This is a genomic window from Methylobacterium sp. 275MFSha3.1, from assembly GCF_900108435.1.
In the GTDB taxonomy this organism is placed as follows: domain Bacteria; phylum Pseudomonadota; class Alphaproteobacteria; order Rhizobiales; family Beijerinckiaceae; genus Methylobacterium.
Window position 1 is genome coordinate 218,402 of the sequence record NZ_FNWP01000006.1, and the last position, 23,574, is coordinate 241,975.

At 71.3% G+C, this 23,574-nt stretch carries 21 protein-coding genes; 7 read left to right on the top strand and 14 right to left on the bottom strand.

Features of this window, described 5'->3' with window-relative positions:
* Positions 1-41: 41 nt before the first annotated feature.
* The 6 genes from BLW78_RS09040 to BLW78_RS09065 all read right to left on the bottom strand — a co-directional run bounded on the left by BLW78_RS09040 (position 42) and on the right by BLW78_RS09065 (position 4,579).
* Entirely contained in the window at positions 42-332 is a 291-nt protein-coding gene (locus BLW78_RS09040; protein WP_091678730.1) for a hypothetical protein, read from the bottom strand.
* A 118-nt stretch (positions 333-450) separates the two neighbouring features.
* Positions 451-2,337: a CHASE2 domain-containing protein gene (locus tag BLW78_RS09045; RefSeq protein WP_091678733.1), complete on the bottom strand. Its 1,887-nt coding sequence runs from the start codon at positions 2,335-2,337 to the stop codon at positions 451-453.
* Positions 2,334-2,855 (bottom strand): FecR domain-containing protein, encoded by a 522-nt coding sequence (locus tag BLW78_RS09050; protein ID WP_091678736.1) that lies wholly within the window; start codon positions 2,853-2,855, stop codon positions 2,334-2,336. Before BLW78_RS09050 ends, BLW78_RS09045 begins: the two co-directional genes overlap by 4 nt.
* A 23-nt stretch (positions 2,856-2,878) precedes the next feature.
* Positions 2,879-3,559, bottom strand: a complete 681-nt coding sequence (locus tag BLW78_RS09055; RefSeq protein ID WP_020091685.1) for a Crp/Fnr family transcriptional regulator — start codon at positions 3,557-3,559, stop codon at positions 2,879-2,881.
* Between the two features lie 310 nt (positions 3,560-3,869).
* Entirely contained in the window at positions 3,870-4,010 is a 141-nt protein-coding gene (locus tag BLW78_RS31640) for a hypothetical protein (protein ID WP_210186883.1), read from the bottom strand.
* 89 nt (positions 4,011-4,099) lie between these two features.
* A complete protein-coding gene (locus tag BLW78_RS09065) occupies positions 4,100-4,579 on the bottom strand; it encodes a cupin domain-containing protein (RefSeq protein WP_091678738.1) in 480 nt (159 codons plus the stop codon).
* Positions 4,580-4,812: 233 nt separating this feature from the next.
* Between BLW78_RS09065 and BLW78_RS09070 the strand changes: the two genes are divergently transcribed.
* Positions 4,813-6,243, top strand: coding sequence for a HAMP domain-containing sensor histidine kinase (locus tag BLW78_RS09070; protein WP_091678740.1), 1,431 nt, complete (start codon positions 4,813-4,815; stop codon positions 6,241-6,243).
* Positions 6,240-6,905 (top strand): response regulator, encoded by a 666-nt coding sequence (locus BLW78_RS09075; RefSeq protein ID WP_056521453.1) that lies wholly within the window; start codon positions 6,240-6,242, stop codon positions 6,903-6,905. The genes BLW78_RS09070 and BLW78_RS09075 overlap by 4 nt, the downstream gene beginning before the upstream one ends.
* 33 nt (positions 6,906-6,938) lie before the next feature.
* On the opposite strand, the gene gyrB is transcribed toward BLW78_RS09075, so the two are convergent.
* The 5 genes from gyrB to BLW78_RS09100 all read right to left on the bottom strand — a co-directional run bounded on the left by gyrB (position 6,939) and on the right by BLW78_RS09100 (position 13,394).
* Positions 6,939-9,383: a DNA topoisomerase (ATP-hydrolyzing) subunit B gene (gene gyrB, locus BLW78_RS09080; RefSeq protein ID WP_091678742.1), complete on the bottom strand. Its 2,445-nt coding sequence runs from the start codon at positions 9,381-9,383 to the stop codon at positions 6,939-6,941.
* 178 nt (positions 9,384-9,561) lie between these two features.
* Complete coding sequence (locus BLW78_RS09085; protein ID WP_056521460.1) at positions 9,562-10,524, bottom strand: aldo/keto reductase; 963 nt, start codon at positions 10,522-10,524, stop codon at positions 9,562-9,564.
* Between the two features lie 5 nt (positions 10,525-10,529).
* Entirely contained in the window at positions 10,530-11,174 is a 645-nt protein-coding gene (locus BLW78_RS09090) for an MBL fold metallo-hydrolase (RefSeq protein WP_020091678.1), read from the bottom strand.
* Positions 11,175-11,275: 101 nt separating this feature from the next.
* Entirely contained in the window at positions 11,276-11,659 is a 384-nt protein-coding gene (locus BLW78_RS09095) for a hypothetical protein (RefSeq protein ID WP_056521463.1), read from the bottom strand.
* 67 nt (positions 11,660-11,726) lie between these two features.
* Positions 11,727-13,394, bottom strand: a complete 1,668-nt coding sequence (locus BLW78_RS09100) for an alpha-amylase family protein (protein ID WP_091678744.1) — start codon at positions 13,392-13,394, stop codon at positions 11,727-11,729.
* A gap of 156 nt (positions 13,395-13,550) precedes the next feature.
* Here BLW78_RS09100 and BLW78_RS09105 point away from each other — a divergent pair, with 156 nt between their 5' ends.
* Positions 13,551-16,595 (top strand): penicillin-binding protein 1A, encoded by a 3,045-nt coding sequence (locus BLW78_RS09105; RefSeq protein ID WP_091678747.1) that lies wholly within the window; start codon positions 13,551-13,553, stop codon positions 16,593-16,595.
* Positions 16,596-16,623: 28 nt separating this feature from the next.
* Entirely contained in the window at positions 16,624-17,685 is a 1,062-nt protein-coding gene (locus BLW78_RS09110) for a hypothetical protein (RefSeq protein WP_091678749.1), read from the top strand.
* 15 nt (positions 17,686-17,700) lie between these two features.
* Here BLW78_RS09110 and BLW78_RS09115 read toward each other — a convergent pair whose 3' ends face one another.
* The gene (locus BLW78_RS09115) at positions 17,701-17,919 is read right to left on the bottom strand and encodes a hypothetical protein (RefSeq protein WP_020091673.1); all 219 of its coding nucleotides are present in this window, start codon (positions 17,917-17,919) and stop codon (positions 17,701-17,703) included.
* 268 nt (positions 17,920-18,187) lie between these two features.
* Here BLW78_RS09115 and BLW78_RS09120 point away from each other — a divergent pair, with 268 nt between their 5' ends.
* Both BLW78_RS09120 and BLW78_RS09125 read left to right on the top strand, forming a co-directional pair.
* Positions 18,188-18,436, top strand: a complete 249-nt coding sequence (locus BLW78_RS09120) for a hypothetical protein (RefSeq protein WP_012317333.1) — start codon at positions 18,188-18,190, stop codon at positions 18,434-18,436.
* 175 nt (positions 18,437-18,611) lie between these two features.
* On the top strand, positions 18,612-19,250 hold the full coding sequence (locus tag BLW78_RS09125) for a hypothetical protein (protein ID WP_091678752.1): 639 nt from the start codon (positions 18,612-18,614) through the stop codon (positions 19,248-19,250).
* A gap of 15 nt (positions 19,251-19,265) precedes the next feature.
* Here the strand turns inward: BLW78_RS09125 and BLW78_RS09130 are convergent, their stop codons facing one another.
* Positions 19,266-19,844 (bottom strand): polysaccharide biosynthesis/export family protein, encoded by a 579-nt coding sequence (locus tag BLW78_RS09130; RefSeq protein ID WP_020091671.1) that lies wholly within the window; start codon positions 19,842-19,844, stop codon positions 19,266-19,268.
* Between the two features lie 189 nt (positions 19,845-20,033).
* Between BLW78_RS09130 and BLW78_RS09135 the strand changes: the two genes are divergently transcribed.
* Complete coding sequence (locus BLW78_RS09135; RefSeq protein ID WP_091678753.1) at positions 20,034-22,253, top strand: GumC family protein; 2,220 nt, start codon at positions 20,034-20,036, stop codon at positions 22,251-22,253.
* Between the two features lie 12 nt (positions 22,254-22,265).
* Here the strand turns inward: BLW78_RS09135 and BLW78_RS09140 are convergent, their stop codons facing one another.
* Positions 22,266-23,450 carry a GNAT family N-acetyltransferase gene (locus tag BLW78_RS09140; RefSeq protein ID WP_091678756.1) on the bottom strand — a complete coding sequence of 395 codons (1,185 nt, stop codon included), beginning with the start codon at positions 23,448-23,450 and terminating at the stop codon, positions 22,266-22,268.
* Positions 23,451-23,574: the final 124 nt, after the last annotated feature.

Consider the following 23,574-nt stretch of genomic DNA (forward strand, 5'->3'; position numbering starts at 1 on the left):
CCTGCCGATCGGCTTGGCCGCTGCTCCCACGGCGTGACGGTTCAGCGGCAGACCCGCTCGTAACGGCCCCACACCGGGCTGAAGACCAGGCGACAGTCGCCGAAAAAGCCGCCCGCGGCGTATCCGCCCGCGGGGCTCCACCAGCCATGGCCGCCGAAGCGGTGATGGAAGCCGTGATGGAAGCCCCCATGGTGGAAGCCGTGATGGAAGCCGCCATGGTGCCCGAAGCTTCCGTGCCCGAAGCCGCGCGCTTCGGCTCGTCCGGGCACGGTCGCCAGGGCGGCGAGGGCGAGACAGGACAGGATCGCTGTCTTCGTCGAGGTGATCGTCATGAGATGTCTCCCGTTGCGATACGGGGACGATGCACCGGAGAGCCCGCGGTGGACTGTGACCCGGGTCACAGTTTCAGTGTGATCCTCCGGTCGGTCAGCGACGCGCTCGGGGGAGCGGCTAGGACGTCGTCGCGCGCGGGTGGCGCAGCCAGACCTCGAGGGGCTGGCTGCGGCCGCGGATCGCCGCGGTCCGGCTCTCGAATTCTCCCTCGGACCACTCGACCCCGGCGGCGTGCGCCAGCTCGGCGCTGAGTGCCAGGCGGGCGTGGGCGTCCGCCGCGACCGCCAGCAGGCGGCTCGCCACGTTGACCGTGTCGCCCGTCGCGGTGATGTGCTGGTTGGTGTCGCTGCCGAGGCGCGAGAGGATCACCGGCCCGTAATGCGCGCCGATGCGCAAATCGAGGGCCGGCCCGGCCCCGTGCAGGACCGGGCTGTCCGCGATCCAGGCGCGCGTTCGGACGATGAGTTCCTCCGCGGCCTGGACGGCGTGCGCCGCCTGGTCCGGGTCCGGATCGAGGGCGCCGAACAGGATCATGGCGCCGTCGCCCATGAAGTTCACCACGACGCCCCCGCGCAGGGTCACCGCTTCGTCGACGAGATCGTGGAACGTCTTGAGCATCGCCCGCGTCCGCGCCGGGCCGAGCTGCTCGCTCCGGCGCGTGAAGCCGGTGAGGTCGACGAACAGCACGGGGATGTCGCGCGCGATCGGCTCGGCGAGGTAACCCGGGTCGCGCGCGAGCCGCTCGGCCAGGGCGGCAGGCTGCATCCGCCGCAGCACCTGCTCGGACCGCGCCACGCGCGCGCTCTGGCGGCGCTCGAGCGTCTGGCGGCCGACCGCGCAGACCAGCGCCGGCAGTCCCACGGCCGCGAGCGGCAGGGCGGCGCTCAGCCAGATGCCGTGGGCGAACGCGACGGCGCCCGCGGCGAGCCATCCTGCCGTCGCGAGCAGGACCAGGATCAGGCCCGGGCCCGGCGGCAGCAGCGCGATGGCGAGCGCGGACCCGACCGCCAGGAGGACCGAGGCCGCGGCGTCTCGCTGCCGCACGCCGGCGTCCCGGACGAGGGCGTCCCCCGTGGTGAGGTGGGCGATGCCGGTGGCGAGGAGTTCGACGCCGGGCAAGACGGGATCGAACGCGGTGGCGAAGGTGTCGCCGCCGCCGAGCGCGGTGACGCCGATCACGACGATGCCGTCCGAGAGCGCCGCGGCCGGCGCCGTCCCGTCGAGGAGGGCGGCCGCGCTCACCGTCGCGATCGTGCGTCGCGGACCGTAGGGGCGCAGCGGGAGGTGGTAGCCGAGGTCCAGCGGCAGGGCGCGGTCGCCGATCTGGACGCGCCCCTTGCTGAGCACGGGGTCGTTGCGCGCCGCCAGGGCGGCCGCGCGCAGCACGAAGGACGCGGCGACGCCGTCGGCCGTGCGCACGACCAGGGGGAGATGGCGGGGTACGCCCGACGCGTCCTCGGCGACGTTGACGACACCGGACGCGACGTCTTCGCCGAGCTTCGGCGACGGCCGGTGGAGCGCGGTGGCGAACGGGATGCCGTCCTCGCTGGCGCTCCCGTCGAAGACCGCAGCCGAAGCCAGGATCGCTGTGGTCTTCCCGAGGGCGACGGCGAGCGCGCTGTCCGCCTCCGGCTGCCGCCCCGCCTCGAGGAAGAGCACGTCGACGGCGATCACGCGCGGGCGGGCCTCCGCCACCCGCTCGACGATCCGCGCCATCGTGGTCCGCGAGACCGGGAAGCCGCCTTCGCGCCGCACCGTCGCGTCGTCGATCGCCACCACGGTGAGGTTGGCGGGCGGCGTGCGCGGGCCGGCGAGCCGCAGGCGCAGGTCCGTGAGGGCGGATTCCAGGCGATCGAGGGGCGTCGCGCGCCCGGCGATATGGAGATGGCCGAGCCAGGCGCCCCAGGCGAGCGCGCCGAGCACCGCGGCGAGCAGGAAGACGCGCCGCGCCAGCCGGAAGGTCCGGTCGGGCGTCGGAGCCGCCGGCCGACCGGCCTCGCTCAACGCCCGAACCGCTCGAGCAGGCTCCTGACGCGCTCCTGGGGCCAACGCCGGACCTCCAGAGGGTCGCGGCCGTCATCGACGTCGACCCCCTCGCCCGGCCCGAGCGTGACGGCGACCTGCGGGTCGGTGCGCCGGGCGACGTCAACCCGTCCCTGCGCCACGAAGACGGAGGTGCGCGCTCGCGTCACGTCGACGGCGTAGACCGTGCCCCGCACCGAGGCCACCGCGTGGGGGGTGAGGATCTGGAAGCCGTCTCGGCGGACGCGGCGGCTCGCCGGGATGGTGACGAAGACCGCGTTGCCGCCGATCTCGGCGCCCTTGAGATGTCCGTCACCGTCGGGTCCCACGGGGCGCAGGCTGCCCGCGCGCTCGGTTTCGAGCGTCAGGCCGTCGGCGCAGTGCAGGATCCGCAAGGGCGGATCGAAGCGCGTCGTCTCCGTACATCGCGTCTGCGCTGCGGCGCTCGACGCCGCGAGGGTGAGGGCGGCCGTGGCCGCCAGGCGCGCTGTCGTTCTCATGCGGTGAAGCCCTGTCGCCCCGATCATGTCTGCGCCCGCGCGCCGAGCGCGACGAGTCGGTGTGAGGCTCGCACGGTGACGCGCGCGCGGCCGAGATCTATGAGGCCCGATCTCTGCCAGTCCTGCAGGACGCGGTTCACGCTCTCCCGGGCCGCGCCGACGAAGGCCGCGAGTTCCTGCTGCGTCACCTGGATCTCGGCGCCGTAATCCTCCGACAGCATGATCAGGCGCCGGGCGAGGCGCATGTCGAGCGGCAGCAGCGTCGCCTCCTCCATGCGCGCGCTCATCCAGCGCAGGCGCTGGCACAGCAGGCCGATGATCCGGACCGCCAGGGCGGGATCGCCGTGGAGGAGCTTGAGGAAGGCCCGCCCCTCGACGACGAACAGGTCGGCCGGCTCGAGCGCCACGGCCTCGGCGGTCCGTGGATGGCCGTCGAGGAAGGCGATCTCGCCGAAGACGTCGCCCGGGCCGAGCAGGTTGAGGGTGACCGCGCGCCCGTCGTCGGAGCCGGCCCCGATCCGGATCTGCCCGCGCCGCACGGCGTAGAGGGCATCGCCCGGATCGCCCTTCTGGAAGAGGATCTCGTGTCGCGCGAGGCTGCGCGTCGTGCAGAGCCCGGCAATGGTCTCGATCGCCTCCGGACCAAGCTCAGCGAAGAACGCGTTGGCCTTCAGAAACCGAACGAGCGTGTGCGGCGTGCTCACGACTGCATCTCTCCGGCCGTCGAGCTGGGGCTTATGCGCGTGTCGAGGGCCGATTAGCAAGGCTTACACTGCGAGAGCGGAGGATGATCATGGGCTCCGCCCGCGGGCGTGCTCACGGTGGCGACGATTGTTACAGGCCGCGCGCCCGCTCCAGCATGCCGGTGGCCCGTTCGCCGATCACCCCGCACGGCGCCTGGCTGTCGCCGGCGGCCGCGCGGGGCAGGATCGAGGCGTCCAAGACCGTCCGAACGTCGCGGCCCGTTCGGGCGGTGCAGCCCTGGAGCCGGTCGGTGACCGCGGCAGCACGGATTCAGTCCGCCCTCGCCGCGCCGGACGGGCGGAACGCCCGCGCGCTGCCGCGGGCGCGGCAGAGGTCGGCGCGGGCCGCGTTCGCCGTCACGTCGACCGGGTGGGACAGGTCGTTCGCCTCGATGACCGGCGGCGTCGCCATATCGGCGCGCCGCGCGCGATCAGGCCTCTCGAGAGCGTCTGCGGCGGGTCGGAGCGACTGTCGCGCGCGGATCGTATCCCCGTGGACGATCACTTGTCCGAGCGCGTCTTCCTCGGATCGTCGGAGGGGTTGATGTAGTCGAGCCCGAAGGGCCCTGTTCCCGAGACCTGGATCACGGCCGGGTCGCGCGTCGTCCAGAGCGCGTGGGGCATCTTGGCCGGCAGATACAGGAAGGCACCCGGCCGGAGAGACTGACCCCGGCTCGCGTCGATCGTCTTCCCCATGTCGTGGACGAGTGTGCCGGACAGCAAGGTCACGCTCTCGTCGGTCGCGTGCGTGTGCGGAGCGATGACGTAGTTCGGCGGGAACCGGAGCCTGAGCGTGAACGGTCCGGGCTTGTCCGGATCGCCGGCGATGATGCTGATCTCGCTGCCCGTCGGGAGGGATGGCGGCGCAGCGCGCCACTGGACGGCGTCGTCACCGGTGACCATGACCATCTCGCCCGCGCGCGCGTCCGGCGCGAGGCATGCCAGGAAGAGGACGAGACAGCAGCTCTGGCGCAAACGCATCGACAATCTCCAGATCGGCGCTGGGGCGAGCCCGGATCGAACCTGTCCGCTGACGCCGAGCCCACTCTACCGTCGGCGGCGCTCGCGACAGGGTCCATCCTGTTAGACCGTGCGCCTTCGGACCCGCTACGGCAGAACGCCCGTACCGACCCGGGCAAATCGCACGACCTTGCCGCGGACCCTTCCAAGACGGTCGCGGGCTCGCGTACTCTCGGCCTTTCGGGAGAACACGGGTGACACCCTTCGGGCTCAAGCAAGTCCTGGCCGTCTGGGACGCGCGCGAGCTGGATCTCAAATGGGCCCTCGTCGGACGCATCGCGCTGATCGCGATCCTCTGCGCTGCCGGAGCGGCCGCCTACGCGATGTACGACGTCGCGGCGAAGACCCGACAGCGGAACGCCGAGACGGCCGATGAGGTGCACAAGCAGCTCCGCCTCCAGCTCCTGCGAATCGAGCGGGCGGCCGACATTCCCCAACGCTTCCCGGATTGGGAGATCATCACCCGGTACGCTCTGCAACCGGGCCAGTGCGTGCAGCTGATCCCGGCGGAGGCCGGTCCGACACGGTCGAGCTGCTTGGGCGTCGAGGCGCACGCGCGCGCCGCACCCGACTGGTTCGCGACGCTCTACCGGTTCCTCTTCTTCGCCGGATCCACCGTCAGCCTGCCGCTCGGGCATCAGGGGTCGCGGATCGGGATCGTCGAAGCGGACATCGATCCCGACGCGGTCGTCGGATCGGCGTGGATCGTGCTGAAGCAGGTGTCCGGCGCTATCGCGGCCATGACCGTCGTCCTGTGCGTGCTGGTCTACGGCGCGGTGGCGCACGCGCTGCGTCCCGCCAACGAGATCCTGATCGGTATCGATCGCGTCGCGAAGGGCGACCTTGGATGGCGTCTGCCGAGCCTCCGCCTGCGCGAGTTCCGACGCATCGCGACGGTCTTCAATCAGCTTGCCAGCCATCTCCAAGTCGCCACGCGGGAACGTGCCGAACTCGCGCGCCGGTTGATCGATGCCCAGGAGCAGGAGCGGCGATGGCTGTCGCTCGAACTGCACGACGATGTCGCGCAGCGGCTGACGGCGTTGAGCCTTCTCGCCCGGTCGATCCAGGAGGGCGCGCGCTCCTCGTCGCCTTCGGTCGTGGCCGAGAGTGCCGAACTCGCCACCATGGCGTCGGACGCCGTGCGCGCGCTCCGGAGCACCCTCGCCGCACTCAGGCCGCCCGAGATCGACGATCTCGGGCTGCGGGTCGCGCTCCGGAGTCTGATCGCCGCCCAGGCGCAGCGCGCCGGGGGCCGGATCCACGTCACGCTCGCGGCCGACGCGCAGGCCGATCGCCTGCCCTCCGACGCGGCGGCCCATATCTACCGGATCGTCCAGGAAGGCCTCACCAACGCCGTCCGCCACGCGGCCGCGCGCACCGTCGCGATCGCGCTGAACGTCGCGGAGATTGACGGCGGCGCCGAGGTCCAGCTGATCCTCACGGACGACGGGAGCGGCGCCCCCGTGGAGGCGCTGGAGCGCCCGCATTCCGGTCTCGGCCTGCTCGGCATGCGCGATCGCGTCCACGCGCTCGGCGGGCAGATCGTGACGGAAACGTCCCCGGGCGGCGGGTTCCGCCTGCGGGTCCGCTTTCACGCCGCGCTCGCGGGCGACGAGATGTCATGACCAAACGGCGCATACGCGTGATGCTCGTCGACGATCACGCCGTCGTGCGGGAGGGCTATCGGCGGCTCCTGGAGCGGCAGCCCGACATGGAGGTCGCCGCCGAGGCCGGGGACGGCGCGGAGGCCTATCGCGCCTACCGCATGGTGGAGCCGGACGTGGTCATCATGGACATCAGCATGCCCGGCCGCGGTGGGATCGACGCCATCCGTCAGATCCGGCAGGTGGATCCGAGCGCTCGCATCCTCGTCTTCAGCGTGCATGCCGCAGTGAGCTACGCGCTCCAGGCCATACGCGCCGGCGCCCGCGGCTACATCACCAAGAGCAGCGCTTCGGATCTCCTCATCGAAGCGGTGCGAAGCGTGTTCAACAACAAGCTGACCCTGTGCGCGGAGATCTCGCACCTGCTGGCCGCGAGCCGGCTGGCGGAGGAGACGTCGCCGATCGACCAGCTGTCGCCTCGGGAATTCGAGATCCTGCGGATGATCCTCGACGCACGGCACACGGACGCGATCGCGGCCGATCTCAGCCTCTCGCCCAAGACCGTCGCGAACTATCACTACGCCATCAAATCGAAGCTCGGCGTCAGCTCGGACGTGGAACTCGTCTACTGCTGCATCCGGTGCGGGCTGATCGATCCCTTCGCGGTCGTCGGAGCGGACTAGAACGCGCGGGCGCGCGGCCCGCAGCGGTGCGCGTCACACGTCCAGGTTCGCGACGCTCAGCGCGTTCTCCTGGATGAACTCGCGCCGCGGCTCGACCACGTCGCCCATCAGCTTCACGAACAGGTCGTCGGCATCGGTGACGTCCTTGACCTTGACCTGCAGCAGCGAGCGGACGTCGCGGTCGAGCGTGGTCTCCCAGAGCTGCTGGGCGGTCATCTCGCCGAGGCCCTTGTACCGCTGGAGTTGAAGGCCCTTGCGGCCGAAGGCCATCACCGCCTCGAAGAGCGCCACGGGCCCGTGGAGCACCGTCTCGTCGGACTTCCGCATCAGCGTGGCCGGCTCGCCGTAGATCTCCCGGAAGGCGTCGGCCCGCTCGGAGAGGCGCCGGGCCTCCTGCGAGGTGATCAGCCCGGCGTCGAGGGTCGAGACCTGCCGAACGCCCCGGAGCGTCCGGCTGAGGCGATAGCCGTCCTCGAACGACTCGCCCTGCCAGCCCCGCTCGATCTCGTCGGCGATCGCGTCGAGCCGGCGGGCGGTCATGTCGGCCAGCACCTCGGCCTCGCCCGGCCGCGACGCCGCCTCGGCATCGAAGGCGCCGGCCAGCACCGCCTGCTCGACCACGGAGCGGTCGTAGCGCGTGTGCAGGCCCTGCAGGATGCTCCGGAACGTCCGGGCCTCCTCGACGAGGCTCTTGAGCTGCGCCCCGGCGAATTCCGCGCCGGTGGAGAGCCGCAGGATCGCGCCGTCGGTGCCCTGGTCGATCAGGTAATCCTCGAGGGCGCGCTCGTCCTTCAGGTAGATCGCCCGGCGGCCGCGCTCGGCTTTGTAAAGCGGCGGCTGCGCGATGTAGAGGTGGCCGCGCTCGATCAGCTCCGGCATCTGCCGGAAGAAGAAGGTGAGCAGGAGCGTGCGGATGTGCGAGCCGTCCACGTCCGCGTCGGTCATGATGATGATGCGGTGGTAGCGCAGCTTCTCCGGGTTGAAGCCCTCCCGGTCCGTGGTGGAGCGCCCGATCCCGGCGCCCAGCGCCGTGATCAGGGTGCCGATCTCGGCCGAGGACAGCATCCGGTCCGCGCGCACGCGCTCGACGTTGAGGATCTTGCCGCGCAGGGGCAGCACGGCCTGGAAGGTCCGGTCGCGGCCCTGCTTGGCCGAGCCGCCGGCGGAATCGCCCTCCACCAGCAGGATCTCGCACTTGGTCGGGTCGCGCTCCTGGCAGTCGGCGAGCTTGCCGGGCAGCGAGGCGATGTCGAGCGCGCCCTTGCGGGTCACGGTCTCGCGCGCCTTGCGGGCGGCCTCGCGGGCTGAGGCCGCCAGCACCACCTTGCCCATCACCGACCGCGCCTGGCTCGGATTCTCCTCGAGCCACGTGGACAGGCCCTCGTTGAGGACGTTCTCCACCGCCGGGCGCACCTCGGACGAGACGAGCTTGTCCTTGGTCTGCGACGAGAATTTGGGGTCCGGCACCTGCACCGAGATGACCGCGGTGAGCCCCTCGCGGCAATCCTCGCCGGTCAGCGAGACTTTCTCCCGCTTGGCGACGCCGCTGGACTCGGCGTAGCCGGTGATCTGGCGCGTCAGGGCGGCGCGGAATCCGGCCATGTGCGTGCCGCCGTCGCGCTGCGGGATGTTGTTAGTGAAGGGCAGGACCGTCTCGTTGAACGAGTCGTTCCACCAGAACGCGACCTCGACGCGAATTCCATCGCGCTCGGAGCTGACGACGACGGGGCTCGTCATCCCGTCGATCGGCTTGCGGGAGCGGTCGAGGTACCGGACGAAGGCCTCGATGCCGCCCTCGTAGTACAGCTCCTCGCGCTTCTTCTCGGCGTGGCGGGCGTCGGTCAGGACGATGCGGACGCCGGAATTGAGGAAGGCGAGCTCGCGCAGGCGCTTCTCCAGCGTGCCGTAGTCGAACTCGATCATCGTGAAGGTGTCGGTCGACGGTAGGAAGGTGACTTCCGTGCCGCGCCTCCCGTTTCCGGGCCCGATGATCTCCAGGGGCGCCACGGCGTCGCCGTGGCGGAACTCCATCGCGTGCTCCTTGTCGTTGCGCCAGATGCGCAGGCGCAGCCACGACGACAGGGCGTTCACCACCGAGACGCCCACGCCGTGCAGGCCGCCGGAGACCTTGTACGAGTTCTGGTCGAACTTACCGCCGGCATGCAGCTGGGTCATGATGACCTCGGCCGCCGAGACGCCCTCCTCCTTGTGGATGTCCACCGGGATGCCGCGCCCATTGTCGGAGACCGTGCAGGAACCGTCGGCGTTGAGCGTCACGGTGACGAGGTCGGCGTGGCCGGCCAGGGCCTCGTCGATGGCGTTGTCCACGACCTCGTACACCATGTGGTGGAGGCCGGAGCCGTCGTCGGTGTCGCCGATATACATGCCGGGCCGCTTGCGGACGGCGTCGAGGCCCTTCAGCACGCGGATGGATTCCGCGCCGTAATCGGCGGGCTCGGTCTGGGGGGTGTCGGCCATGAACTTCCTCGGCAGGCGGGCCTGATCGCGTCGGTGGCAGATGCGCCCTCGGGCGCCCGCGCCTGAACTCTCGCTTGGTCCGCCTGATATAGGGGTTCCGCGTTGAGATTGCACGATTTTACGGGTCCGCGGCGGGCCCGTCCCGTCGCTTTTGTGACGCCCGTCGCTTAATGCTGCGTTAGCCCTCGATGCCGCCCGCGCTCGCCGCATCCAGGCGGTCGATCGCCCCGGGTGCGAGCGTCAGCCGGACGGCGCCGAGCAGCTCGTCTAGCTGCGCCACGGAGGTCGCGCTCGCGATGGGCGCGGTGATGCCGGGGCGGGCGATGATCCAGGCGAGCGCGACCTGGGCCGGACTCGCGCCGTGGGCCTGCGCGACCGAATCGAGGACGTCGAGCAGCGCGAGGCCGCGGGGGTTCAGGTACTTGGCGACCCGGTTCTCCCGCGGGCGTCCCGCCGCGTCGTCGGCACTGCGGTACTTGCCGGTCAGGAAGCCGGCCGCCAGGGAGAAGTAGCCGATCACGCCGATCTGCTCGGCCCGGCAGAGCGGCTCAAGCTCGGCCTCGTAGCCGCGCTGGGCGAGGCTGTAATCGGGCTGCAAGCACTCGTAGCGCGGCAGGCCCGCGGAGGCCGAGACCGCCAGCGCCTCCGCGAGCCGGGCCGCGGTGTAGTTCGAGGCGCCGATCGCCCGGACCTTGCCGGCCGCGATCAGGCGCTCGTGCGCTCTCAGGGTCTCTTCGAGGGGCACCGCCGCGTCGTCGAGATGCGACTGGTACAGGTCGATCCGGTCGACCCCGAGGCGCCGCAGCGAGGCCTCGCAGGCCCGCTCGATATGGGCCGCCGAGAGGCCCTGGCCGGCCTCGCCGAGGTCCATGCCGACCTTGGTCGCCAGGACGATCCGGTCACGCGCGCCCGGTCGGGCCGCGAGCCACCTGCCGATCACCGTCTCGGATTCCCCGCCGACGTGGCCCGGGGCCCAGCGCGAGTAGACGTCGGCGGTGTCGATGAAGTCGAAGCCGCTCTCCACGAACCGGTCGAGGATCGCGAAGGACGCGGCCTCGTCGGCCGTCCAGCCGAAGACGTTGCCGCCGAGGCAGAACGGCGCGACCGTCAGGTCGGAGCGGCCGATGCGGCGCCTGTCCATGCGCGTCAATCCTGCAGGAAGGGGTTGGACACGCGCTCCGCGCCGAGAGTGCTGGTCGGTCCGTGGCCGGGGATGAAGGCGACGTCGTCGCCGAGCGGCAGGACCTTGTCCTTGATGGCGCGGATGAGCTGCTCGTGGTTGCCGCCGGGCAGGTCGGTGCGGCCGACCGAGCCCTTGAACACCACGTCGCCGACGAGGGCGAAGCGCGCGTCCCGGCTCACGAACACGACGCTGCCGGGCGAGTGGCCGGGGCAGTGGAGGATGTCGAAGCCGAGCCCGCCGACCGTCACGGCGTCGCCCTCGTCGAGCCACCGGTCAGGCGTGACGGGCCGGGCGGCGCCGAGGCCGTAATTGGCCGCCGTCTCGGGCAGGGAATCGAGCAGGAACTTGTCGGCCTGATGCGGGCCCTCGATCGGCACGCCGAGGCGCTCGCGCAGCTCGTCGGCGCCGGCGGCGTGGTCGACGTGCCCGTGGGTCAGCAGGATCTTCTCGACGGTGACGCCCTGCTCGCGGATCGCCGCCTCGATACGGTCGAGGTCGCCGCCGGGATCGACGACGGCGCCGACCTTGGTGGCGTCATCCCAGATCAGGGTGCAATTCTGCTGGAAGGGCGTGACCGGGATGATTCCGGCGCGTGGCGTACCTGGCATGTCGTCCCGCGTGTTGGTGGCGCCGCTCCGGACGCCCTCCGCCCCAGTTTAGCGTAGAACGCCGGTGGGCGGCACCCTGCGCGGCACCCTGCGCGGCACGCTCAGGCCGCGTCGCCCCTGGGGCGGCGCAGGCTGTCGTGAAGCGCCAGCATCTCGGCCATGCCGAGCGCCCGCGAGCTCCAGCGGGTCTCCGCGGCGTTGACCTGGGTGAACCGGTCGTGGGACCGCCCGCCATAGGCGCCGAACAGGGCTCTGCCCGCCTCGACGGCACCGTCGCCGGGCGCCGTCTCGTCCGGCCGGTCGATCCGGTAGGACGGCGTCGGGGAACGGCCGGTCACGCCGATCCGCACCCAGGCGTCGCCGTGATGCTTCTGGCACATCCGCATGGTGCTCAGGACCTGGCGCAGGTAGGCCTCGCCGTCGGCGAGATCCGGCAGGACGTCGGCGATCGTCGCGTCCAGGGGATGATGCTTCGTCCGGGCCATGTCCCACCTCGCTCCGGCCTGTCCTACCGTGTCGGCCGGCCGAGGGCGAGCCGGGCCCCGGTGTTCCTCACGTCGGCCGCCGCTTCAGCAGCGCGTCGAGCCCGCCGACGCGGAACCAGTGGTAGCCGTATCCCTCCAGGAACAGGCAGTGGCGGCCGTCGTCCTTGACCTCGCTGCGGGCGCCGGTGAGCAGGTCGACGAGGATGTCGTGCTCGCGATCCTCGGATCCCGACGCCATCGCCACCTCCACGGGCTCCGGCGCCAGATTGTGGACGCACAGGATGGCATTGCCGCGCCACGCGTAGCGCAGCGCCAGGACCGACGGGCGCCCGGTCTCCATCGCGACGACGTCGCCCCAGCCGATCTCCGGCGCCTCCTTGCGCTGCCGGATCATGCTCTGCATCCAGTTGAGCAGCGAGCCCTCCTCGTGGCGCTGGTCGGCGACGTTCACGTGCGCGTAGCCGTAGGGGCCGTGGTCGATCAGCGGCAGCACGGTGCGCTCGGCCGTCGAGAATCCCCCCTGGTGCTCGCTCGTCCACTGCATCGGCGTGCGGGCGCAGTCGCGCTCCGGCAGAGCCAGCTCGTCGCCCATGCCGATCTCGTCGCCGTAGCGCAGCACCGGCGTTCCCGGGAGGGTGAACATCAGCGAGTAGGCGAGGCGGATCCGGCGGGGATCGCCCGCCAGCATCGGCGCGAAGCGGCGGCGGATGCCGCGGTCGTAGAGCTGCATCCCCTTCTCGGGTCCGAAGGCGTCGAACACGCTCTGGCGCTGCTTGTCGGTGAGGCGTCCCAGGTCGAGTTCGTCGTGGTTCCGCAGGAAGATGCCCCACTGGCAGGAGAGCGGGCGCGGCTTCGTCCGCTCGATCGCCTTGACGAGGGGCCGCGCATCGTGGGCCGCCAGGGCGTAGAAGGTCGCCTGATTGACCTGGAAGTTGAACATCATGTGCATGCGGTCGGCGTCGTCGCCGAAATAGTCGAGGTCCTGCTTCGGCAGGATGTTGGCCTCGGCCAGGATGATCGCGTCGCCCTGGCGCCACTGCAGGAACTCGCGCAGGTCGCGCAGCATCTCGAACTGCTCGCGGGGCTTGCCGCCGACATCGGCCCCCTTCTCGGCGATGACGAACGGCACCGCGTCCATGCGGAAGCCGGACACGCCGAGCTGGATCCAGAAGCCCATGATCTTCAGGATCTCGGCCAGCACCTCCGGATTGGCGGTGTTGAGATCCGGCTGGAAGTTGAAGAAGCGGTGGAAGTACCAGGCCTTGGCCTTGGTGTCGTAGGTCCAGGTGGTTTCCTGAACGCCCGGGAAGACCATGCCCTCGTCGGCGGATGCGGGGCGCTCCTTCGACCAGACGTACCAGTCGCGGTAGGGCGATTTGGGGTCGGACCGGGCCGACTGGAACCACGGATGCTGGTCCGAGGTGTGGTTGACGACGAGGTCGATGAGGACGCGCAGGCCCCGCTGCTTGGCGGCGTGCGTGAAGGCGACGAAGTCCCCGAGCGAGCCGTAATCCGGATCGACGCCGTAATAGTCGGCGATGTCGTAGCCGCCGTCCTTCTTGGGCGAGGGCTGGAACGGCATCAGCCAGACCGCGGTGGCGCCCAGGCCCTGGATGTAGTCCAGCCGGCGCTCCAGCCCGGCGAAGTCGCCGATGCCGTCGCCGTTGGCGTCCATGAACGTGCCGACGGACAGGCAGTAGATGATCGCGTTCTTGTACCACAGGTCGTTGATCATGGGACCCCCGGCGTCGTCGCGCCTCACGAACGTGGGAGCCGGCCAAAGCGTTGCCGTGCGGCGTCTCCTTAAATCAGCCGCGTTGTGCACGCCCTGTTCAGGCGCGCTCCCGAAAGGTCCGCGCTCGCCCCGTCGCGTCCCCCGAATCCGGCCCGTATGAACGCCATCCTGATCAAGCTGTTCGCGACCGCCCTGACGCTCAGCCAGGTCACGACACGGCCGGACGCGGTCCGGACGCAGTTCGATCCCGCGACGGACGGCCCGGAGGTGGTGCGCCTGCTGCGCGACGGCTGCGCCCACATGCGCAAGGCCTTCGACATCGAGGACATCAATCTCGACGAGTTGATCACCACCGCGATGGAGGATCCGTCCACGGTCGCCGGTCCGGCCGCGCCGAAGATCCTGCACGGTCTCGATCTGACCGAGCTGAACACGAGCTACAAGCAGTTCTGCAAGGGCGAGAACCCGGCGAACTCGCCCTTCGACGCGAAGGCGGTGATCGAGTTCTACGACAACGCCACCAAGGATCTGCCCAGCGCCGAGGCCCTGCGCGACAAGGCCCTGCCGGGGATGACCCGGATCCTCGACGGCGCCGGCAAGCCCTTCGCCGAGGCGTCGGAGCCGAACGGCCGCCGCATCGTGGTGCCGATCACGGCGGTCCCGAACCTCGTCCAGAAGGCCTTCATCGCCGCCGAGGACAAGCGCTTCGAGACCCATCACGGCATCGACGAGCGCGGGGTGATCCGCGCCTTCATCGCCAACCTCGCGTCGCCGGGGCGGCCGGCGGGCGGCTCGACCATCACCCAGCAGGTGGTCAAGAACCTCTCGGTCGGCGACGACGTCACCTACGAGCGCAAGATCCGCGAGATGATCGTCGCGTCGCGGCTGGAGCGCATCCTGACGAAGCCGCAGATCCTGGGGCTCTACCTCAACGGCATCTATCTCGGCCGCGGCGCCTACGGCATCGAGATGGCCGCGCAGAGCTATTTCGGGAAGCCGGTGGGGCAGCTGACCCTGCCGGAAGCGGCGCTCCTCGCCGGCATGCCCAAGGGGCCGAACTTCTACAGCCCGGACAAGTACCCCGACCGCGCGCGGGAGCGGCGCGCCTACGTGCTCGCCCGCCTCAAGGAAGAGGGGACGATCACCGAGGCCGAGATGAGCGCGGCGATCAAGTCCGATCTCGGTCTGAAGCCGATCGAGACCGCGCGGCGCGATTCCGGCTTCTACGTCGTGGATTTCCTCAATCGCGAGGCCCGGACCTTCGCGGGCGTGGATTCGCTGACCTCCGGCTCGCTGACCGTCCGTTCGACGATCAACGCGGGGCTGCAGCGCGCCGTCGAGGACGCCCTTCAGGACGGCCTCGCCAATTACGAGCGCGCCACCGGCCGTCAGGCCTTCACGGGGCCGGAACTCAACCTCGCCGACAGCGTCCGGCGGATCCAGGCGGCGACGCCGGCACCGGAGGGCTCCGCCTCGGCCGCGCCCGCCGTCACCGGCGCGCGGCCGGAGGCCGCGAAATCCGATGCCAGGCCGGAGACCGGGCCGGCGGCGAAGCCGCGCCGCGGCGAGAGGGTCGCGGCCGTGCCGCAGAAGAAGCCGGCGTGGCTTCTGGCGCTCGAGAGCGCACGCCCGGTCCTCTACGACGTTCACTGGCCGATGGCCGTGGTGCTGGAAACGGGCCGCGGCGGCGTGAAGGTCGGCCTCGCCGACGGCCGCACTGCCTCCCTCGACCCCGGCATCGCCCGCGGCAAGCTGCAGCTCTACGACGTGATCCGCGTGAAGGTCAGCGCCGGCAAGGGCGGCCCGCGCGCGCAGCTCCGCGTCCGGCCGACCGTCCAGGGCGCGGCCCTGGTATTGGAGAACCAGACCGGCCGGATCCTCGCGATGGCCGGCGGCTTCTCCTACCCGCTGAGCCAGCTCAACCGGGTCACCCAGACGGTGCGCCAGCCCGGCTCGACCCTGAAGCCGCTGACCTACCTCGCCGCGCTCAATGCCGGCCTGCAGCCGAACACCCTGGTGATGGATTCCGCCGTGACCCTGCCGCCCATCGGCGGGGCCGGCGATTCCTGGTCGCCGAAGAACTACGAGGGCGGCGGCTCGGGACCGACGACCCTGCGGCGCGGCCTGGAATTCTCCAAGAACCTCGTCACCGCCCGGCTCCTCCAGGGCGGGATCGCCCCGAAGGCGCCGGCGAGCCTGAAGCGGGTCTGCGACATCGCCCTCGAGGCGCAGATCTACGCCGAGTGCGAGCCCTACTACCCCTTCGTCCTCGGCGCGCAGCCGGTGCGGATGCTCGACCTCGCGGGCTTCTACGCGGCGGTGGCCAACGAGGGCGCCCGCCCGGCGCCCTACGCTCTCGAATCGGTCGAGCGGGACGGCAAGCCGCTCTACACGCACGCCGCCAAGGAGCCGGTGCGGATCGCCTCGGCGGACCGCGTGGCCTTCTACCAGCTGAAGACCATGCTGCAGGGCGTGACGCAGCACGGCACGGCCGCGGCGCTCGCGAAGATCTCGGCCTACGTCGCGGGCAAGACCGGCACCTCGGAGAACGAGAACGACGCGTGGTTCGCCGGACTGACCAACGAGATCAGCGTGGTGGTCTGGGTCGGCTACGACAACGCCGACGGCACCCGCAAGACGCTCGGCCGCGGCCAGACCGGCGGCCACGTCTCGGTGCCGATCGCCTCGGCGATCCTGCAGGCGGCCTGGGCGAACGGTGTCGCCAAGACGCCGCTGCGGGGCCCCTCCCCCGAGGCGCGCCCGTTCATCGCCGACCTGCCGATCGACCCGCGCAGCGGCGTGCGGATCGCCGGCGGCGGTTTCCTCGAGCATTTCCGCACCAGCGGCGACGGGCGCATGGCGGACACCCAGTACCGCCTCGTGCCGCGCGAGACGCTCTACGCCATGCGGCCCGACGCGCAGGACGGCGACCTCGCCGGCGACGACGGTGCGAGCGTCGCGGGCGACTACTACGGCAACATGACCGGCGAGCGGCCGCGATCCGACTTCCTCGACCCGTTCGGCGAGCGTCCCGCGCCGCGCAGCCGCCGCGCGCAGGGCGACGTGGATCTCTACGGTCAGGATCCCTACAAGCCCTGGCCGGGCCAGACGAATCGCTCGCCCTTCGGCGGGGACGACGACGCGCGCCGCCCGCGCCGCCGCGATCCCGACTACCTGTTCGGCGAAGACCCCGGTTACTGACAGCCCTCCCCGACAGACGAGAATCCCGTTGCGCCAGCAGCTTCCCGCGGCCCTGGCGGCCGCCCTCACGGCCGCGCTCCCGGCCCTCCCGGCACGCGCCCAGACGCCCGCCGCCAACACCGCCCCGGCGCCGGGGCCCGAGCGGATCAAGGAGGTGCCATCGGTCACGGCCGTCGATCCGGCCGCGATCAAGCCCGGCCAAATCCTGTTCACCGACCATCGCGACAACCCGTCGGCGCCGGAGAACGGCCTGATCCCGTACCTCGACTGGCTGAAGGCGCGGCCGGCCGAGGCGGCGGCGCTCGCCCCGTATCCCGGCTACAAGGAGCCGGACTACACGGTCACGGTGAACGGCGTGACCAAGCCGCGGCACGAGACCCTGAAGGTCTACGTCGCCGAGGGGCGCTTCGTCGTCCCGCGGCCGCCCGAGGCGATCGACCTCCAGGCCTTCGCCAACCTCGCCTTCGTCCAGAAGATGGATCCGGCGATCAAGCACCGCACCCTGGCGGTCGCCGACGTGACGCCCAACAAGGACCCGGCCGCCGCCTTCGCCAAACGTCCCGACCGTCCGTGGTGCGAGGGCGCGGGCGCCTGCATCGAGTCGCGCTACGACCTCGAGGGCAAGCTGCCGCTCGGCGTGAAGCTCGCCAACAAGCTCGAGGAAGGCTCGACCAAGAAGATCGCCGAGTTCGTCTCGTTCCAGAGCGAGCTGCGGGTGCTCGGGCCGGACCAGGGCGACCGTCTCAAGGCGCTGACCAAGATCGACACCGCGGTGACCGGCGGCCTCGAGCAGACGATCTTCTGGGTCAACCAGATCCTGCGCTTCGGCAAGTTCCTGGCCGTGTTCCAGCCGATGCCGAACGACCCGACCAAGACGGTGGTCACCACCTACATGGCGCTGGCGATCAAGGGCGACGTCCTCGACCGCAAGGCCGAGTACGCCCGCGTGCCGGTACTCAAGAATCTGCTGCCCGCACAGGTGCTGATGGGCAATTCCAGCTTCAACACCGGCAACTCGATCAGCGCCGGCCTGCCGGTCTACGCCCGCAACCGGATCGCCACCTTCGCGGACGCGCTCACCAAGCGGTGACGCGCCGCGCGCGCCTCACATCCCGCGGTTGCCGATCGTCGGCAGCGTCGGCTGGGTGTAGGCGCGGTTCACGTCGCGGCGGGTCTGGGTGCCGTTGGTGTTACCCGAGGCCCGGTAGTTGTCGAGGTTGAAGGTCTCGGCGAGGCCGCTGCGGGAATCCGGGCCGTCGCTGGTGCTGCAGGCGCAGAGGCCGCCGAGGGTCAGCGCGGAGAGGGCGAGAAGGGTCAAGCGCATCGCGTATCCTGAAAGCGGGCCGTGGCCGGCCCGCGACCGGCCACGGCCGGAGCGGCCCTCACGGGACGTCTCGCGGCATGGTCAGCGCGGAGGCGCCTCCGTCAAGGTCGCGCGCAAGATGTAAATCCGTTCTGCCGCCTCCGATGCGCGCCGGCCACGGAAAATCCACCACAGACCGGGATTGCGGCGGATAGGGCCGGCCAATCGTGTTGAGTTCGGCCCCCTCCCCCTGGCGAATCCCGGTCGTTTCGGGCGACAACCCTCCGCGATGAGCAACGTCTTGCCCTTCCGTCCGCGCCCGACCGTCACCCGCCTCGCTCGCTGCGAAGTTGTGACCGTGGCCGGTGATCTCCTCGCCCTGCTGGAGCAGCTCGAGGATGTGAGCGCCCGCGCCGCCGCGATGGGGCGTCCGGCGATCGAGGTCGAGCGCACCGTCCAGCACCTCCTGGACGCCGTGAGCGCCGTGGAGCGCGCCCTCGACTGCATCGGCGAGGGTGAGCAGTCGGCGCCGGGCTAGACCGCGTCCCTGCGCGCTCGGGCGCGCCGGGATCCTGTCCGCGGTGACGTTGAATCCGCGCTGGCGGGTCGCCGCACGGCATTCCTAAGCAGACTCTAAATCATCCGGAACCCTCCAGTACGCCTTGCGGTTGAGGGTCGGATGCTCACGTCGGGCGTCGCTTCCGGAGGGTGCTATGAGGCTTCGCACGAGCAGCTTGCTGGCCGTCATGGCGGCCGGCGGTCTCCTCGCCGGGACGGCGATGCGCGCCCAGGCCGCGGAGGTCGGATTCCTCGAGATGCTGTTCGGCGCCCGGCCGGCCCCGCAGCAGGCCCAGCCGGCTCCTACCCCGGCCCCCGCCTTCGACGGCCGCACCTTCGGCCGCCACGCGACCCCGCGGCTCGGGGCGGCGCGCCGCCGCTTCCAGACCCGCTACGCGGCGCTCCCGCTCAAGATCCGCGTCAAGGAGCGGGAGATCAGCGAGCGCCAGACCCCCATCGACATGAAGGGCGGCGCGACGGCGGCGCTGCTCAAGGACGAGACGCTGCGGCTGGGCGACATCGTGGTGCTGAATTCCGGCGCCCGGGTGTTCACCGGGAATCCCGACAAGCGCCACGCGATCCGGGATTTCGAGCCGGTTCAGAACTCGCGCTTCGTGAGCCGGGGCACGCGGAAGGTCCTGGCCGGGCTGTTCACGCCGGTCGGCGCCGTGCCCGCGCAGGAGGCGCGGCGGATGATGGCCCGCGCCCGGCAGCCGATGCCCGAGGTGGCGACGCCGATCCCCGCGCAGAAGACCGCCATGCGGGTGATCAACCCGTGGCAGGGCGGGCAGTGACCGGCGCGGCGCCGCTCAGAAGAAGCGTTCCTTGATGACGATCGTGTCGCCCGGCCGGACCGCGTAGGTCATCGGCACGATCCCGGAGATCAGCGAGCCGCCGGCGTCGCGGGTCAGGACGGCGTAATCGCGCGCTGCCCTCGGGCCGAAACCGGCCGCGATCGCCACCGCCGTCTCAACGGTCATGCCGTTGACGAACGGGTACTGACCGGAGGTGGTGACTTCGCCGAGGATGTAGAACGGTCGGTAGGCGTCCACCTCCACGGTGACGTGCGGCTCGCGCACGTATCCGGAGGCCAGCTTGGCCTCGATCGCCTTGGCCGCCTGCGCGGTCGTCTGGCCGCCCACCTGCACGGTCCCGATCAGCGGCATGGCGATGCGCCCCGCGCCGTCGACCGCGTATATGTTGGACAGGTTGTCCTGGCCGAACACGATCACCCGCAGCTTATCGCCCGCCGCCAGCGTGTACCGCGCGGCGATCGAGCCGGTGCCGGTGGCATCGAGCTGGTCGGTGCGGAAGCTCGGCCGCAGGCAGCCGCCGAGCGCCAGAGTCGAGCCGAGTGCGAGGAGCAGAGCGCGCCGGTTCATCACCATCGCCGTCATGGATGCAGTTGCGGGGTGATGTAGGCCGTTAAGGTTAATGAAACTTGATCACCGCGCGACGGAGGCGGCGCCGTCACCGGTCCGCGCGGCCCTTAACTCTTGAGCAACCTTAACATCCACTAATGGCCGCGGGACGGCAGTAATGCCCGCCCGGCCTGTCTCCGCGTTCAGAGCGTCCGCATGTCCACGATCCGTCAACGCTCGACCTACGCCGTGCCCGGATCCCAGCCGCGCGCCGAGGAAGGCCTCGGCCTCGCGCAGCTGCCGCGGATCCTGCGGCGCTCGATCGGCTGGATCGTCGGGCCGACCCTGGTGGTCGCCCTGGGCGCGAGCGTCTTCGTCAACGTGGTCAGCCCGCGCTACACCGGCGAGGCGAAGGTGCTCCTCGAGAGCCGCGACCCGGCCTTCGCCCGCACCGCGCAGGAGCGCGGCGACCAGCTCGCGCCGATCGACGAGCAGGCGGTGGCGAGCCAGGTGCAGGTCGTGATGTCCCGCGATCTCGCCCGCGAGGCGATCCGCCGGCTCAAGCTCGTCGGCAACGCCGAGTTCGATCCCGGCGCGGGCAGCATCGGCGCCGTGCAGCGCGTGCTGATGATGCTCGGCATCGGTCCCAATCCCCTGGACCGCCCCGCCGAGGACCGGGTCCTCGACGCCTACTTCGACCACCTCCTGGTCTTCCCTGCCGGCAAGTCGCGCATCCTGACGATCGAGTTCCGCGCGAAGGACCCGAAGCTCGCGGCCGAGGCCGCCAACACCATCGCCAAGCTCTACATCGGCTCGCTGGAGGCTGATAAGGTCGACACCGCCCGCTACGCCTCCACCTGGCTCGGCGGCAACATCGACGGGCTGCGCAAGCGCGTCGCCGAGGCGGAGGCCAAGGTCGAGGCGTTCCGCGCCAAGAACGGCCTCGTGGGCAGCACCGGCCTGGCCGGGCGGCCGCTCAACGCCCAGCAGCTCGGCGAGCTGTCGAGCCAGCTCTCCGCGGCGCGGAGCCTGAAGGCCGACCTCGACGGCAAGGTGAAGGCCATCAAGGACCTGATCAAGGACGGGCGCGCCTTCGAGATTCCCGACGTCGCGAACAATGAGGTCATCCGCCGGATCGTCGAGAACCGGATCTCCGTGCGCGCCCAGCTCGCCCTCGAGTCGCGGACCCTCCTGCCGGCTCACCCGCGGATCAAGGAGCTGCACGCCCAGCTCGAGGATCTCGACGCCCAGATCAAGGCCTCGGCCGAGCGCGTCGTGCGCACGATGGAGAACGACGCCAAGATCGCGGGCGCCCGGGTCGAGAGCCTCCAGGCCGCCGTCGACGGCCAGCAGGACGTCGTCGTCCGCGGCAACGCCAGCGAGATCCAGCTCCGCGCGCTGGAGCGCGAGGCCAAGGCGCAGCGCGAGCAGCTCGAATCCTATCTCGGCCGCTACCGCGAGGCGGCGGCGCGCGACGGCGAGGCCGCGACCCCCGCCGACGCCCGCATCGTGTCCCGCGCGGTGACGCCCGAGGTTCCGTCCTTCCCGAAGAAGCTGCCGATCGTCGCCTTCGCGACGCTGCTGACGCTGATGCTCTCGGTCGGCGGGGTCATCGCCAGCGCGCTGCTGGTCGAGTCCGGCCGCGCCGCCGGCGACCGCGACGGCGATCCGGCAGACGATCGGCGGCGCCGCGAGCCGGTGCTGGATCGGCCGTCCTTCACCTTCCCGGAGGCGACGCCGGCCGCCCGCTGGTCCGAGGCGTCGGGCGCGGCTGCCGCCGCGTCGGCGGCGCCCGCCGCGGCCGCGGCGATCCGCTCTCCCGACACGTTCGATCTCGCGCCGCTCGTCGCGCGCATCGCGGCGGCGCCCCGCGCACCGGAGGCGCAGGCGGGTCGCCGCGTCCTGATCGTCGAGACCGAAGCCCGTGGCGGCGTCCCGACGCTGCCCGAGGCCCTGACCCGCGCCCTCGGTCGCGAGGGGAGCCTCGTCGCCGTCGACCTGAACCTGCCGAACGACGGCACGGCGCGGCTCGGCTTCGCCGACCTCATCGCCGGCGAGGCCGCGTTCCTCGACGTGATCCAGGCACGCCGGGACGGCGGCCAGCATCGGATCGAGGCGGGGCTGCTGGAGTCGACCGTCCTGTTCGACGAGCCCGATGCCCTGGCCCTGACCTTCGAGGCCATGGCCGAGGCCTACGACTGGGTGGTCTTCCGTCTCCACGCCGCGCCGGGGGCCGTCGACCTCCTCGAGCTCGTGGCCGGCTTCATGGACAGCGTCGTCATCGCGTCGAACGCCGATGCCGAGGATCCGGCGCTGGCCGACCTCTACGCCCTCGCCGAGGAGGCCGGCGCGGGGCAGATCCTGGTCGCGCAGGATCGCCCGGCCGCGTCCGATGTCGAGGAGGCGCGGGCGGAGCTGCGCCTCAACGCCGCCTAGGCCGCGCGCCGATCAGGACCGGCGCAAGGTGCGGAGCCGCTTGAGGGCGGCGTAGAGGCGCGGGTCGCGCTTGATCCGCCGTTTCGTCCGCGTCAGGCCCCGGCGCAGGGCGCCGTAGGCCCGGCCCCGCAGGGTGACCGGGATGATCGTCTCGACGAGGCTGATCGTCTCGTCGCAGATGCTGGCCTTGTAGCGCGCCTCGCCGACGCCGAGATCGAATCCCTGCCGGCCGCGGGCGGTCTGGTCGCGCACGAGATGCTGCAGGAGAAGGTCGCCGGGACTGTAACGGGCGACCTCGGGGTCGCCGTCGAACGCCGTCATCATGCCGCTGAAGCGTCGGTCGCTGACGGCACCGCCGAAGGTGGCGAGGACGCGGCCGCTCTCGGCGAGACACAGGGCGTACAGCTCCACGGCGGGCTCGGCGCCGGTCGACGCGGCCGTCAGGAAGGACCGGATCGCGGGATCGGCGTAAGGGTCGGCCACGCCCATGCCGGCGAAGCGGGCCGATTTCTGCGCGAAGAACGCCGCCAGCAGGCGCGCCGCCTCGTCGGCGGTCTCGGCGCGGCGGTAGACGATCGCGCCGTGCGCCTCCACGAGGCGCTTCTCCTTGGAGCGCAGCTTCTTGCGGGCGTCCGCGCTGAAAACCCGGCGCACGGTCGCCTCCGGATCCGGCCCGAGCATGAGGCCGTAGCCGTCGCTGGCCTCCGCCTCGCCGGTCGCGGCGAGCGGGTTCGCCGCCCCGTCCCACATCCGGGGCTGGTGCTTGAGCGCGAAGGCGTCGATACCCTCAGCGCGGCCGGCGCGGATCAGCGCCGCGACGATGCCGCCGGGCCCGACGGCCGCCGCGTCGCGGGTGGCGAAGAGCGGCATGTGATAGTTGGCGTGCGTGCCGCCGACCGTGCGCGCGAGGCGCAGCCCGTGCTCCCGGCTCAGGGTGAACGGGACGAGGATGCGCGGCCGTCCGTCGGCATCCCGCAGGACCGCGACGCGCGCGCGCTCGGCCTGTCCCGTCGCCCGCAGATAGGCGCTGATCCAGTCGAACCGCTGGTAGGGCGTGCCGAGGCTCGCCGGATCGGCATCCAGGCGCCGCCACAGCGCCTCCGCGGCGGCCAGATCGGGGATGATCTCCGCGACGAGCCCCCCGGCGCTGCGCGAATCGACCATGTCCGTTCCCGCTACGTGGACACCGACCGCCATGACCCGATCTCCCGGGGACCGCGCGCGATCCCGTGCCGCGCGCACCCTGACGGCAAGCGGCTGAACAGCCCGTCACTCCGATCGATGATGGCGCGATACCGGCGCCGGACGGTCCGTCAAAGAA